The sequence below is a fragment of the Mesorhizobium sp. LSHC412B00 genome, from assembly GCF_000503035.1.
In the GTDB taxonomy this organism is placed as follows: domain Bacteria; phylum Pseudomonadota; class Alphaproteobacteria; order Rhizobiales; family Rhizobiaceae; genus Mesorhizobium.
Window position 1 is genome coordinate 121,607 of the sequence record NZ_AYWB01000017.1, and the last position, 12,315, is coordinate 133,921.

Here is a 12,315-nt window from a genome sequence, read left to right on the forward strand (position 1 = left end):
CTGATCGACGACCGCTCTTGGGATCACCAAATGATCATTCGAACGTCTGGGATGAGACGCAAAGGTGCTCTCGGGGACCTGTCGAATAACCACGAGGGAGCGACGTTCGACTGGACTTCATACGGCAAGGAAGCATTGCTGTTTCCGCGCAGCAGAAGAGCAGCGGATTAAGACCGAGCAGAATCTCCAGCCCGCCAGGACAGCGGGCTTCGGTCAGTACAAGCGCCGGAATGGTCCGGGCGGCTTCGAACTGACGGAGATTTGAAATGGCTATCCTCAATGACATGACGACCGATGCCGACGACGCCCAGTCCGGCGAAACGGCAACTAATCTCAACCAGAGCAGCTCGACCCGCAAGCCGCGCCAAAGGTCCGGTATGACCACCTCTGTGATGGCCAAGAAAGCTAAGGACGAGCCGCCAGCGGCGCCGACAAAAACCGACGTTGTCATTAAGAAGCTGAAGTCGGCCAAGGGCGTTACGATCCAAGCCATCGTGGAAGCGACGGGATGGCAGGCGCACTCGGTGCGGGGCTTCCTCTCCGGCACCGTCAAGAAGAAGCTCGGCCACGAAATCCTCAGCGAAACCGGCAAGGACGGACAACGACGATACCGCATCGCCGAGGCGAAGACCGCCGGTTGATCTCTATGCGCAAGCGACTTGATTTGGATGGTGAGATCGCCGAGGTCGGCGATCTCACGCGTGATGAACTCACAGCAGCTTGGACAAAGGCCTATGGCTGCCCGCCGCCCAAAGGGGTCAAACGTGGGCTGCTTGAACGGTCGGCCGCCTGGCATCTTCAAGCCAAGCGCTTGGGTGGTTTGACTTCGACCGTCAAGAAAACAGTCGCGACAGGCAACGCGCGGAGGACCAAAGTGAATGCTTTCCAACCGGGCAACACTAGGTCGGATCGCCAAGACGGAGTTCCGTCGCTCCGGCCCGCATCATCGGATCAGGCATCCGCCTCGCCGCCGCGATCTATTCCACCCAAGGCCGGCTCCCGCCTGATGCGGGAGTGGAATGGCCGGATGCACATCGTCGAAGTTGTCGACTACGGTTTCGTGCTTGATGGCAAGACCTACGGATCGCTGTCAGCTGTCGCTCGCCGTATCACCGGCGCCCATTGGTCTGGCCCGAGGTTCTTTGGGCTATGACAGCGACCCCTCGCCTCAACTGTGCGATCTACACTCGCAAGTCGACCGAAGAAGGATTGGAACAAGAATTCAATTCGCTGGATGCACAGCGCGAAGCTTGTACGGCCTTCATTGCTTCGCAGGTAGGTCTTGGCTGGAAGTTGGTGCCAGACCAATACGACGACGGCGGCATTTCGGGCGGCACGATGGAGCGCCCTGCCCTGAAGCGTCTCCTGCAGGACATCCGGGACAAAAAGATAGATGTGGTGGTCGTCTACAAGATCGACCGCCTCACCCGTTCGCTGATGGTTTCTCCAAGATCGTCGAGATCTTTGATGCCAGCTCCGTCTCGTTTGTCTCGGTGACCCAGCAGTTCAACACCACGACCTCGATGGGCAGGCTCACCCTCAACGTGCTTTTGTCCTTCGCTCAGTTCGAGCGAGAGGTCACAGCCGAGCGTATCCGGGACAAGATTGCTGCATCGAAGAAGAAAGGCATGTGGATGGGCGGCGTGGTGCCACTGGGCTATCGCGTCGAAAGCCGCAAGCTGGTGATTGACGAAACCGAGGCACAAACAGTCAGACACCTCTTCGCCCGCTATCTCACTCTGAAGTCGGTCCGGGACCTCGTTGATGAGGCGGCGAGCGAGGGACTCTCGACACGATCGCGACAGCGCAAAGACGGATCAGTTGCAGTCACCATGCCGTTTGGTCGCGGCAATCTTTATCACCTGCTTTCGAACCCGGTCTACGTCGGCAAGATCAGGCACAAGGGTCAGGTTTACGATGGAGAGCATAAGCCGATCGTCACGTCGGCCACGTTCGAAGAGGCCCAGGCGCTGCTCGCCTCGCAGGCGCCGCCGCGGCGAAGCGATTCCAATGTCACGCAACCGCATCTGCTCTCCGGTCTGCTCTTTGATGAAGCGGGCGAGAAATTGCGATCGGTTCACGCCAAAACCGCTACTATGTCTCGAAGCAATTCGTCGACCGGCGGCGAAACGGGTCCGAGGGTTGGCGTCTTCCCGCTCAGGCCGTTGAGTCAGTTGTTGAGCATCGCCTGAATCGTATTCTCAGCGATCATGCCCAACTGTCCGATTGGATTCGGCAATCGGTCGACGCTGGCGAAATCGGGGCGGCGATCCGGCGAGCCGAAGTGATGCGGACGTGCTGGGCATCGGCCACTGCGAACGCAAAGCGATCCCTGCTCCAAAAGATCGTTCGCAAGATCACCCTCAAGCCGGGATCACTGACCATCGAACTGGATTGCCGCTCGCTATCGGAATTGCTTCTCGACCGGATTCTGCCGCACAGCGATGGGGCGCAATTGACTTCCATCGAATGTCCAATCGGTATGAGGCGGCGCGGCGTCGAAACACGCATCGTGCTTACAGATGGATCTAGAAGCAGCCGAGAACCCGATGGCGCCTTGATCGACCTTCTGCGTCGAGCCCACTTGTACCTAGATCAGCTTACGGACGGAGCCAACCGCAGCCTCACCGATGTTGCCATGCTCAACGGCACAGATACATCTGAGGTAAGCCGCCTGCTGCCCTTCGCTTTCCTTGCCCCGAAAATTGCGGCTAGCATCGTTGCAGGTGATCAACCTGTCGAACTAACGGCGCACAGGCTCTCGCGCGCCTCTGACCTGCCCCACGCTTGGATCAGCCAGGCTGCGCTCCTGGGCTTCTAGCACCATCGAGCAAGCATCAAGCCAAAGCCTAAACCATCGCTCTGCCAAACACTTGGCTACGGAATTCACCCGACTGAGACGGATCACCAAAAATCAGGTGTTTTGCGCGCTCACCCCGGCGTCTCAGCCAAGTGTTGCGGACAACCCGCCGCTAACCTACGGAAATGTCGACGCTATCCTGAGACGGATGAAAAACCCGGAAATCGGGCGGACTGAATGGTGGGCCCGGAGGGACTCGAACCCCCAACCAAGCGGTTATGAGCCGCCGGCTCTAACCATTGAGCTACAGGCCCCACGCGCGCTGGATTAGTGTTTTTCCTTGCGCGGCACAAGGCTTTCCGGACGGGCTGGCCGAGATCGCCCAAATCAGCCCATATTCGCGCCCTAGTCGACAGGCGCGACTGGATCGCACATCGAGGAGATTTTCATGACCAGACATATTTTGCCGCTCGCACTTGCCGCCGCGATCGCTTTTCCGGCGATGGCAAGCGCTGCCGATTCGCTGCCCCCGCCCCGGATCATCGTGTCGGGTGAAGGCCAGTCGACCGTGGCGCCCGACCTGGCGCTGCTGACGCTCAGCGTCATGCGCGAGGCCAAGACCGCACGCGCGGCACTCGACGCCAACAACGACGCCATGGCCGCCGTGATCGCGGCAATGAAGTCGGCAGGGATCAAGGATCGCGACCTGCAGACCGCCGGCATCCAGATCAACCCGCGTTACAATTACACCAACAAGCCCGACGGCAGCCAGGAAGCCGAGCTTGTCGCTTACCAGGTGACCAACACACTCTCGGTGCGCATTCGCGACATCGACAAAACAGGTGAGGTTCTCGACAAGGCTGTGTCGCTCGGCGTCAACCAGGGCGGCGGCATTTCGTTCTCCAACGAGGATCCGAAGGCTGCCGTCACCGAAGCCCGCAAGAAGGCGGTCGCCGATGCCATGGCCAAGGCCAAGACGCTGGCCGAAGCCGCCGGCGTCAGCATCGGCCGGGTGCTGGAAATCACCGACCAGAACGTTGCGCCGGCGCCGATGCCGATCAATGCCAAGGCCTTCGATGCGGCAGGCGCCGCGGTTCCCGTGCAGGCCGGCGAGAATGCCTACGCCGTGCAGGTAACAGTGACATTCGAGCTTAAGTAGCAGGCCGCCGGGCCGGGTGCGGTTCTGCTGAACCCGTCGGCCGGAACCGCTATCGCCGACATGAAAAACCCCGGAGGACTGGCCTCCGGGGTTTTTTCGAGCCGCACCCTTCCGCGGAGGGAAAGGGGCTCCTGGCTGACCCTAGAAGGGTCATGCCGCTACTCCAGGCTGATCCTCGCGGAGGAACATGCCTCCGGATCGACCTTCGCAGAAGGTCGTATCCCAGACTGATCTTCGCAGAAGATCAGTCTGGTTCTGTTAGCGATAAATAACCGGGCAGCCGCGCTCATTGGCGAACACGATCACAACGCGATCGCCATACTGACGGCCGGCGACCTTCACCACGCGGCGATTGACATCGACGATGCGGACGCGGTGCAGGCCCATGCGCTCGGCCTTGTCGAGGGCGCGATCCGGCGAGCAGCGGCGCCAATTGCGGTCACGGCGAAAGCCGTCCTCATCGTCGCCGGTGTAGACGCCGACGCGGCGGTCATGGTTGTTGCCGAAGCCGAGATAGATCGAGTCCGCCTGGGCGGGCACTGCGGCAAGCGTGCCGAGAGCTACGAGACCCGAAAGGGCTGCCGTCTTGAATGAGTTGAACATTGTCTTCTCTCCTTGTTGAGGGCTTGCGCCCGTCTTGGTCGAACCGATGGGGGGAGAATGCTCCTTGCAATCTGAACTCTTCGCGAACCGGCCGTTCATTTTCGGTTAATCTGCCCGACAGGTTGAAAGCAACCGCCCCTTCCACCGCTGCAAACGATCCTGACCGTCAAAAACGTCCAATGGCGCAGAACGCCCTATGGCAGCGTCCGTTCCAGAATGCTCAGGGCTCGTCATCGAGCATATAGTCGAAATAGTCGTCCGGCTCGGCCAGATCGGTCTCACTGGCGCGGACGCGGCCGCGCATGGAGATGCCGGCATCATGAACAGTCTCGGCACTTCCCGACACCAGCCTGTGCCACCAATAGAGGTCGTGCCCCTCGGCAACCAGCCGGTAGGCACAGGTTTTCGGCAGCCACGTGATGGTGCGCACATTCTGCGGCGTCAGCCCGACACAGTCCGGCACGCGCGCCAGCCGGTTGGCATAGTCCGAACAGCGGCAGCTTTGCCCATCGAACAGCCGGCAGCCGACTGATGTCCAGTAGATCTCGCCGGTATCCTCGTCCTCGAGTTTAGACAGGCAGCATTTTCCGCAGCCGTCGCACAGCGATTCCCACTCGGTGGGCGTCATCGCTTCCAGCGTCTTGGTCTTCCAGAACGGCGTTTCCATTATGGGTCGAGATGTGGCCTCCGCATGCGGCAAGGTCAAGCTGTTGTGTGACTTCAAATTCCGGCCGCACCATAGGAAAAACATGAAGTTGCCTTCAAAACGCCGGTCAATCGTCCTTGGGTGCGGGTAATGCCCGCAAACCGGAACCAATCCGGTCAAGGACAGTTTGGGCAGGGATGGGACCCCACAAGGAGAATTTAAGATGAAACGCCAACCACGGGTACTGGCAGGTACGGCACTTGGCCTGCTTATGGCATCCGCGCCGTTGGGCGCATCCCCGTTGCAGGGCAACGCCGTTTTCGGCCCCTTGCAGCACACGGCCGCGCCACTGATCCTGGTCCAGGACGACCCTGCTGCAGATGGTCAGCAGACCGACCAGGAACTGCCGCGCAAAAAGAAACGCCAGCAGGCCGAACAGGCAGCGCCGGCCGCCGAGCAGCCTGCACCGGCTGCAGAGCAACCCGCCCCTGCCGCCGAGGAACAACAGCCGCGCAGGAAGAAGCGGGATCAGCAGCAGACCGAGCAGGCCCCGGCCGAACAGGCCGCACCTGCCGCCGAGGAACAGCAGCCGCGCAAAAAGAAGCGCAATCAACAGCAGCAGATCGAGGCGGCGCCTGCGGATGAGGGCGGCGCCCAGGCAGCGCCGGCGACCGATGAGCAGCCGCTCAAGCCACGCAAGAAGAAGCGTGACCAGCAGCAGATCGAGGCAGCACCGGCTGAACAACCGGCCGAACAGGTAGCTCCGGCAAATGAAGAACAGCCGCTAAAGCCACGCAAGAAGAAGCGCGACCAACAGCAGATCGAAGCGGCGCCCGCTGAACAGCCGGCCCAGCAGCCTGCCGAGCAGGCAGCGCCCACCGAACAGGTGGCGCCGGCAAACGACAACAAGTCGGGCAAGAAAAAGCGCAAGCAGGATCAGCAGATTGAGGCCGCGCCTGCCGACAAAGCGCCAGACGTCAAAGTTGCGCCTGCCGGAGAGCCCGCGCCGCAGGCCGAGCCGATTCAGCCCCCGGCCGATCAGCAAGCGGCTCCCGCCGAAGGTGAACAGCCGAAGGATCAGGCGAAAAAGCACGGCAAAAAAACTGTCGGCGAACAGCCGGTGACGGGCGAACAGCAGCCTGCGACCGGTGAACCACAGCCTGCGGAGCAACCGGCCAATGCCGAGCAGCCAGCGCAAGGTGAGACGCCGGCGCAAGGCGAAGCCACGGCCAACCCCGACGAAGCACCCATCCTGGACAGCCAGAAGGATGCCAGGCGCAAGCACCGCAAGGACCAGGGCGGCAACAGCCAAAATGGGAACGGCCAAAATGGGAACGGCCAGAATGGGAACGGCCAGAATGCTGGCGGCCAGACGGGCGAGCAGCCCGCGCAGGGCGGCACCGAGGCGCAAGCCCCGAAGCCGGCTCCGGTCGACCAGGGACCGCCGCCCACCGACGACAAGTCAGCTCAGCAGGCAATTCAGCCAGAAAAGATCGCCCCGGTGACGGAGGAAAAAGGCAAACGCGTCGAGCGTGCACCCGATGAGAACGTCCGCGACCGCCGGCGTCCGAAAGGCGTCGACGTCGTCAAGGAACTCGGCGACCGCGTCATCCTGCAGTTCAACAACCAGACGATCGTGGAAAGCAATGACGCTCCGCGCATGCACCGCGGCGCCAGGAATGTTTACTATGAGGAACTGTCGGGCGATCGCTCTCGGGAAATCGTCGAGCGCGACAATGGCATCCAGATCGTCACCATCCGCAACCGCAATGGCGACGTCATCAGGCGATCGCGCATCACGCCGGATGGGCACGAATATGTGCTGAGCTATGTCGACGAGCGCAGCTATGACGACGACAATGACTGGCGCGATCCCGGTGACGACCTGCCGCCGATGCGGCTCACCATCCCGCGCCGCGAGTACATCCTCGATTCGGAAGATGTCGAAAGCCCGGACGATTATTACGAGTTCCTCGAACAACCGCCGGTGGAGAAGGTCCAGCGCCTCTATTCCATCGACGAAGTGAAGCGTTCGGCGCGCGTGCGAGACATTGCCCGTCGCGTCGACCTCGACACATTGAACTTCGAGTTCGGCTCGGCCTCGATATCCGACACCGAAGTGCAGAAACTGGAAGGCGTCGCCACGGCCATGGAGAAACTGTTGAAGAAGAACCCGGCCGAAACCTTCCTGATCGAAGGCCACACCGATGCGGTTGGCACGCCGGAGGCAAACCTTGCTCTGTCCGACCGGCGCGCTGAGTCTGTCGCCGAAGCGCTGACCAATGCCTTCGGCATCCCGCCGGAAAACCTGACCACTCAGGGCTATGGCGAGGAATACCTCAAGGTCAACACCACGGCGCCCAACCGCGAGAACCGCCGCGTCGGCATCCGTCGCATCACCTCGCTGGTGGCACCGGTGGCGAGTAACAATTGATCTGCTTTCCAATGGCTTGAGCAGCTTTCTGGAATCAGATCAACAACAAGGACCCATCCCGGCAGACCGGGATGGGTCGAGCTGCGGACAGCAATCCCGGTTCAACAAGAATTGTATTGGTATTAGAACCGGCTCATTGAATAGAGCGGCCGCCCTCCCCAGATTCGAGGCTGGGCGTTCCCTGCCCCGTCCCGACTCCAGCGGGATGCATTGAACCCCGCCGGCCCTCCCGGCGGGGTTTTTTGCGCCGCAATTTGCCTTGCAAACCGCGGCAAGCTGACCGAAATACCCCAGTCGACCTCAGAAAGCTGACCGGAACCGCTGCATGAAACGTCTCGAACTCGCCATCGAATCGATCATCCTCGCCTCACGCTGGCTGCTGGTGGTTTTCTACATCGGGCTGGCCCTGGCGCTCGCCGTCTATGCGCTGTCCTTCGGCAAAAAACTCTACGAGTTCGTCATGGTCGCCTTCACACTCGACGACACCGACACCATCCTGAAGATGCTCGGCCTCATCGACGCCGCACTTGTCGCCTCGCTGGTGGTGATGGTGATCATCTCCGGCTACGAGAATTTCGTCAGCCGCTTCGACGACCAGGATGGCGGTGTGCACTGGCTGGGTACGATCGATGTCGGTTCGCTGAAGGTCAAGGTCGCCTCGACCATCGTCGCTATTTCCTCGATCCACCTGTTGCAGGTGTTCCTGAATTCGTCTTCCTATACGATCGACCAGCTGATGTGGCTGACCATCATCCACCTCGCCTTCGTCGTTTCGGCGCTGATGCTGGCCTATATCGACCGGCTGATGGGACTGAGCAAAGGCAAGAAGGGCGAGGAGTGATGAGCCCCTTTCTCCCCGTTCATGGGGAGGTGAGGCTGGTCCGCACAGCGGGCGAAAAGCCAATTGCTTGGTTTTTCGAACAACGCCGGCAGGTGGATGAGGAAGCAGCGCCGTCGGCCCGTGATTTCCGTCAGTAGATGCTTTTGACGTTCGTCGGCGAATTGGCAAATACCGCGTCCGGCACGAAAAAGTCTCCGGCCAGCGGCCCGGTCGCGCCTGGCGCGTAGGCCGCGAAATCGGTCACGCCCTCGGCCCGCAGCACCTCTTCATCGATGTAGAAATTGCCTGATGTCTCGCGCGATGGCCGCAGGAAGATGGCGTGTGCGGCATCGGCCATGATGTCGGGCAAGCGGCTCATCGCCGCGACCGTCGCGCCACCGAGCAGATTGCGCACCGCCGCCGTGTCGATGGTCGAGATCGGCCACAGCGAATTGACCGCGATGCCGTCCTTGGCAAACTCGGCGCTCATCCCCAGCGTGCACATCGACATGCCGAACTTGGCCATGGTGTAGGCGACGTGGTTCTTGAACCATTTGGCCTTCATATCGAGCGGCGGTGCCAGATTCAGAATGTGAGGATTCTCAGCCAACTTCAGGTGCGGAATGCACATTTTCGACACCAGGAAAGTGCCGCGCGTGTTGATCTGGTGCATCAGATCGTAGCGCTTCATGTCGGTCTCCAGCGTGCTGGCGAGCTGGATGGCGCTGGCATTGTTGACGCAAATATCGATGCCGCCGAACTTTTCGACGGTCTTGGCAACCGCCTCGGCCACCTGCGCCTCCTCGCGGATGTCGCACAAAACAGGCAGCGCCTTGCCGCCGGCCTGCTCGATCTCCTCAGCTGCCGAGTAGATCGTGCCCGGCAGCTTCGGGTGCGGCTCGGCGGTCTTGGCCGCGATCGTCACATTGGCGCCGTCGCGCGCAGCGCGCAGCGCGATCGAAAGACCGATGCCGCGCGACCCGCCGGAGATGAACAGCGTCTTTCCCTTGAGCGACATGTCTTGGCACCTCCCTTGCTACATCACTGACGCGAACCATTGCGCGGCGGCAATGCACTGCGCAAGGCCTCGGCAGCCTGCAACGGGTTACGCAACGTAGGCTCAAACGGAAAAGGGGGTTAGACCAGCACCAGGCCCTGCCGCATCGCGATCGCGATGGCATCCGTGCGGTTCGCAGCACCCAGCTTGATCAGGATCGCGGCGACGTGGAACTTTGCCGTATGCACGGAGATGTTCAGCCGCCGCGCGATCACCTTGTTGGGCGCGCCTTCGGCGAGCAGCGCCAGCACTTCCGTCTCGCGCGGTGACAGCGCTGGTCGGAGGGCGGCGCCGTCGTCAAAAGATTCCTCGCCAAACAGCCCGCTATCGGTTTCAGTTCCGCTCGCTATGTGATCGAAACCGCCATGACGATCCGGCGTCGAACGCCCATCCCTTGACACCCGGTAGCCGGCCGCCGCCAGTCTGACGGCAGCCGCGATCAGATTCGCATCCGACGCCAAAGGCAGCACGGCAAGCACCCGGTTTTCCGGCCGGCCAGCGCTCGCGGATAGCAGCACCCGTGGGATTGCGCTGTTGCCACCATCGGCCCGATCGAGCCAGGCCGCACTGTTCGCAACAGCGTCATCGACGACAGCGACGTCGACAATCCCGCTGCCGGCCACGACCGGAAGCAGATCGTCCGCCATCGCAAGCGAAGCCGACAGGCGCTCGGCACGCGCGGCATCGTGCAGCGCGATCAGCACCACGAGCTGGCGTCCGCCGCCCGCCACCTCCGGCCCACCCGCCTCCGATCCACTCGCCTCCGGCCTTGTCAGCGTCTCGCTTTCCATCGGCCCTCTCAGCTCAGCGGCTTTTCACCGACGGTCAGCGCGACATCGCGCTGCTCGCCGCCGCGCACCACGCCGAGCGTCACCGCGGCACCCGCGCTATCCGGCCCGAGCTTTCGGATCAGTTCGCGCGGGCCGTGCACGGCCTCGCCATTCCACGCCACGATGATGTCGCCCAGCGCAAGGCCGGCGGCCTTGGCCGGACCATTGTCGTCGAGGCTCATGACCATGGCGCCGCGCGCCGCGCCGTCACGGATCGGGTGCAGGCCGGCGCCGAGATAGCCGCGCGCGACATGGCCCTTTTCACGCAGCGTCGCCACGGCCCGCTCGACCGTCTCATAAGGCATGACCAGCGCACGACCACGCGGCCCGAACAGCAGCATGCCGATCAGCGCGCCCTTGGCGTCAAGCACCGGCCCGCCCTCGAAACGGCCGCCGGCATTGACGGCGAGATTGATGCGCCGATCGATGGTGCCGCCGCGCATCGAGCGCCAGGCGGGGCCGACCTCGCCGACCGAACCCGAGACGGCCAGCGCCGAACCCTGACTGCTGCCGATGGCGATGGCAAGATTGCCGGGCCGTACCGCGTCAGCCTTGGCGAGCGCAGGCGCCGCGACCGCGCCGGCCGGCTTCAGAAGCGCTACGCCGGTCGACGGATCGCGACCGACCAGTTCGGCCTTCACCGCTTCGCCCGAAGCCAATGTCAATTCGATCTCCTCACCGGCCTCGACAGCTTCCTCGGCGGTGACGAAATAGCCGTCACGCCAGTGGAAGACGCTGGCGGTGCGATGGTGATGGGTGGTGAAACTTGCCGTTGCCGGCGCAGCCTTGGCGGCGAGATCGGCGATGGCCTCGGAAAATGCATTAAGGTTGAAGTCACTCATGATGATCTCCTGGGTTTTCTCATGCCCCAGATATCGCTCGGCAGTGCGCCCGGAGGTACTCGTCTGACGGCTAGTTACTGGTTTGACTGGCCATCTGGTCAGGTCGCGGCAGTTCGAGCCGCTCCGCACATATAGTCATCATCGCGCCTGAAAACACGGAGCCCCGCCAATGGCCCTCGCCGCCCACAAATTCGAGACCGACGACACACTGCTCGACGCCTATTCGACGACAGTCGCCGACGCCGTCGACCGCATCGGCCCAGCCGTCTGCCGCATCGAGCGCGTCGGTGGCCAAGGTGGCCATGGCTCCGGCTTCGTCATCACCCCGGACGGGCTGGTCGTTACGAATTTCCATGTCGTTGGCGATGCCAAAACGGTGCGCGTCTCTATGCCCGACGGCGCCTCCAGCGAAGGCCGCGTGCTAGGCCGCGACCCTGACACCGACATCGCGCTGGTGCGCGCCGATGGCAGCTTCACCGAAGTCGCGCCGCTCGGCGATTCCAAGCGGCTGCGGCGCGGCCAGATCGCCATTGCCATCGGCAATCCGCTCGGCTTCGAATGGACCGTAACGTCAGGCGTGGTCTCCGCACTTGGCCGTTCGATGCGCGCCTCGACCGGGCGGCTGATCGACGATGTCGTCCAGACCGATGCCGCGCTCAATCCCGGCAATTCCGGCGGACCGCTGGTGTCGTCGGCAGGCGAAGTCATCGGCGTCAACACCGCCATGATCCACGGCGCGCAAGGCATCGCCTTCGCGGTCGCTTCCAACACCGCCAACTTCGTCATTTCGGAGATCATCCGCTTCGGCCGCGTGCGGCGCGCCTTCATCGGCATCTCGGCCGACACCACCAGTTTGCCGCGCCGCGCAGCGCTCCTGTCGCAGGTGACCACCAGTACTGCGGTGCGGCTGCGCAGCGTCGAGAAAGACGGACCCGCGGCGAAGGCCGGCCTCAGGGAAGGCGACATCATCGCGGCGATAGACGGTCGCCCGGTCACCGGCGTCGACGACCTCGTGCGCATGCTCGACGCCGAACGCATCGGCCGCGAGACGCTATGCACAGTGGTGCGCCGCACCGGCGTCAGCCAGGTGACGGTGACGCCGGTAGCAAGGGCGAGCTGAGCCT

The 12,315-nt window shown here is 62.5% G+C and carries 16 protein-coding genes and 1 tRNA gene; 9 read left to right on the top strand and 8 right to left on the bottom strand.

The genetic code is table 11. The annotated features are described in order from the left end of the window. The first annotated feature begins 284 nt into the window (after positions 1–284). From X757_RS01000000165310 to X757_RS1000000169155, 5 genes are all read left to right on the top strand, one after another. Complete coding sequence (locus X757_RS01000000165310; protein ID WP_084014406.1) at positions 285–641, top strand: DUF3489 domain-containing protein; 357 nt, start codon at positions 285–287, stop codon at positions 639–641. Between the two features lie 5 nt (positions 642–646). Then, positions 647–1,153 (top strand): DUF2924 domain-containing protein, encoded by a 507-nt coding sequence (locus X757_RS140910; RefSeq protein ID WP_023727441.1) that lies wholly within the window; start codon positions 647–649, stop codon positions 1,151–1,153. Continuing rightward, complete coding sequence (locus tag X757_RS1000000169145) at positions 1,150–1,497, top strand: recombinase family protein (protein ID WP_050593974.1); 348 nt, start codon at positions 1,150–1,152, stop codon at positions 1,495–1,497. The genes X757_RS140910 and X757_RS1000000169145 overlap by 4 nt, the downstream gene beginning before the upstream one ends. Further along, positions 1,494–2,192, top strand: coding sequence for a recombinase family protein (locus X757_RS1000000169150; protein ID WP_050593975.1), 699 nt, complete (start codon positions 1,494–1,496; stop codon positions 2,190–2,192). Before X757_RS1000000169145 ends, X757_RS1000000169150 begins: the two co-directional genes overlap by 4 nt. Positions 2,193–2,287: 95 nt before the next feature. After that, a complete protein-coding gene (locus tag X757_RS1000000169155) occupies positions 2,288–2,821 on the top strand; it encodes a hypothetical protein (RefSeq protein ID WP_023727442.1) in 534 nt (177 codons plus the stop codon). A gap of 217 nt (positions 2,822–3,038) precedes the next feature. Here X757_RS1000000169155 and X757_RS140905 read toward each other — a convergent pair. Further along, a tRNA-Ile gene (locus X757_RS140905) sits at positions 3,039–3,114 on the bottom strand. Positions 3,115–3,248: 134 nt separating this feature from the next. Here X757_RS140905 and X757_RS140900 point away from each other — a divergent pair. Continuing rightward, on the top strand, positions 3,249–3,959 hold the full coding sequence (locus tag X757_RS140900) for an SIMPL domain-containing protein (protein ID WP_023705824.1): 711 nt from the start codon (positions 3,249–3,251) through the stop codon (positions 3,957–3,959). 258 nt (positions 3,960–4,217) lie between these two features. Here the strand turns inward: X757_RS140900 and X757_RS01000000165320 are convergent, their stop codons facing one another. The 4 genes from X757_RS01000000165320 to X757_RS1000000169590 all read right to left on the bottom strand — a co-directional run bounded on the left by X757_RS01000000165320 (position 4,218) and on the right by X757_RS1000000169590 (position 6,619). Beyond that, complete coding sequence (locus X757_RS01000000165320) at positions 4,218–4,562, bottom strand: hypothetical protein (protein ID WP_023713887.1); 345 nt, start codon at positions 4,560–4,562, stop codon at positions 4,218–4,220. A gap of 220 nt (positions 4,563–4,782) precedes the next feature. Beyond that, positions 4,783–5,229, bottom strand: coding sequence for a YcgN family cysteine cluster protein (locus X757_RS140895; protein ID WP_023672465.1), 447 nt, complete (start codon positions 5,227–5,229; stop codon positions 4,783–4,785). A gap of 106 nt (positions 5,230–5,335) precedes the next feature. Then, the gene (locus X757_RS1000000169160; RefSeq protein ID WP_245275119.1) at positions 5,336–5,953 is read right to left on the bottom strand and encodes a hypothetical protein; all 618 of its coding nucleotides are present in this window, start codon (positions 5,951–5,953) and stop codon (positions 5,336–5,338) included. A gap of 39 nt (positions 5,954–5,992) precedes the next feature. Further along, entirely contained in the window at positions 5,993–6,619 is a 627-nt protein-coding gene (locus tag X757_RS1000000169590) for a hypothetical protein (protein WP_306413640.1), read from the bottom strand. Between the two features lie 90 nt (positions 6,620–6,709). Here X757_RS1000000169590 and X757_RS1000000169595 point away from each other — a divergent pair, with 90 nt between their 5' ends. Then, complete coding sequence (locus X757_RS1000000169595) at positions 6,710–7,642, top strand: OmpA family protein (RefSeq protein ID WP_245259835.1); 933 nt, start codon at positions 6,710–6,712, stop codon at positions 7,640–7,642. Between the two features lie 325 nt (positions 7,643–7,967). Then, positions 7,968–8,483, top strand: coding sequence for a TIGR00645 family protein (locus X757_RS140885; RefSeq protein ID WP_023672463.1), 516 nt, complete (start codon positions 7,968–7,970; stop codon positions 8,481–8,483). Between the two features lie 130 nt (positions 8,484–8,613). Here the strand turns inward: X757_RS140885 and X757_RS140880 are convergent, their stop codons facing one another. From X757_RS140880 to X757_RS140875, 3 genes are all read right to left on the bottom strand, one after another. After that, entirely contained in the window at positions 8,614–9,480 is an 867-nt protein-coding gene (locus X757_RS140880) for an NAD(P)-dependent oxidoreductase (protein ID WP_023705827.1), read from the bottom strand. Positions 9,481–9,599: 119 nt separating this feature from the next. After that, on the bottom strand, positions 9,600–10,310 hold the full coding sequence (locus X757_RS1000000168665; RefSeq protein ID WP_198020319.1) for a helix-turn-helix transcriptional regulator: 711 nt from the start codon (positions 10,308–10,310) through the stop codon (positions 9,600–9,602). A gap of 8 nt (positions 10,311–10,318) precedes the next feature. Continuing rightward, positions 10,319–11,191: a S1C family serine protease gene (locus X757_RS140875; RefSeq protein WP_023727445.1), complete on the bottom strand. Its 873-nt coding sequence runs from the start codon at positions 11,189–11,191 to the stop codon at positions 10,319–10,321. A gap of 169 nt (positions 11,192–11,360) precedes the next feature. On the opposite strand from X757_RS140875, the gene X757_RS140870 reads away from it, so the two are divergent. Then, positions 11,361–12,311, top strand: coding sequence for a S1C family serine protease (locus X757_RS140870; RefSeq protein ID WP_023705829.1), 951 nt, complete (start codon positions 11,361–11,363; stop codon positions 12,309–12,311). Positions 12,312–12,315 lie beyond the last annotated feature (4 nt).

Excerpts from the sequence above, each read along its gene's own strand:
- X757_RS01000000165310 (WP_084014406.1), top strand. The coding sequence starts at position 285 with ATGACGACCGATGCCGACGACGCCCAGTCCGGCGAAACGGCAACTAAT.
- X757_RS140910 (WP_023727441.1), top strand. The coding sequence starts at position 647 with ATGCGCAAGCGACTTGATTTGGATGGTGAGATCGCCGAGGTCGGCGAT.
- X757_RS1000000169145 (WP_050593974.1), top strand. The coding sequence starts at position 1,150 with ATGACAGCGACCCCTCGCCTCAACTGTGCGATCTACACTCGCAAGTCG.
- X757_RS1000000169155 (WP_023727442.1), top strand. The coding sequence starts at position 2,288 with ATGCGGACGTGCTGGGCATCGGCCACTGCGAACGCAAAGCGATCCCTG.
- X757_RS140900 (WP_023705824.1), top strand. The coding sequence starts at position 3,249 with ATGACCAGACATATTTTGCCGCTCGCACTTGCCGCCGCGATCGCTTTT.
- X757_RS01000000165320 (WP_023713887.1), bottom strand. The coding sequence starts at position 4,562 with ATGTTCAACTCATTCAAGACGGCAGCCCTTTCGGGTCTCGTAGCTCTC.
- X757_RS140895 (WP_023672465.1), bottom strand. The coding sequence starts at position 5,229 with ATGGAAACGCCGTTCTGGAAGACCAAGACGCTGGAAGCGATGACGCCC.
- X757_RS140885 (WP_023672463.1), top strand. The coding sequence starts at position 7,968 with ATGAAACGTCTCGAACTCGCCATCGAATCGATCATCCTCGCCTCACGC.
- X757_RS140880 (WP_023705827.1), bottom strand. The coding sequence starts at position 9,480 with ATGTCGCTCAAGGGAAAGACGCTGTTCATCTCCGGCGGGTCGCGCGGC.
- X757_RS1000000168665 (WP_198020319.1), bottom strand. The coding sequence starts at position 10,310 with ATGGAAAGCGAGACGCTGACAAGGCCGGAGGCGAGTGGATCGGAGGCG.
- X757_RS140875 (WP_023727445.1), bottom strand. The coding sequence starts at position 11,191 with ATGAGTGACTTCAACCTTAATGCATTTTCCGAGGCCATCGCCGATCTC.
- X757_RS140870 (WP_023705829.1), top strand. The coding sequence starts at position 11,361 with ATGGCCCTCGCCGCCCACAAATTCGAGACCGACGACACACTGCTCGAC.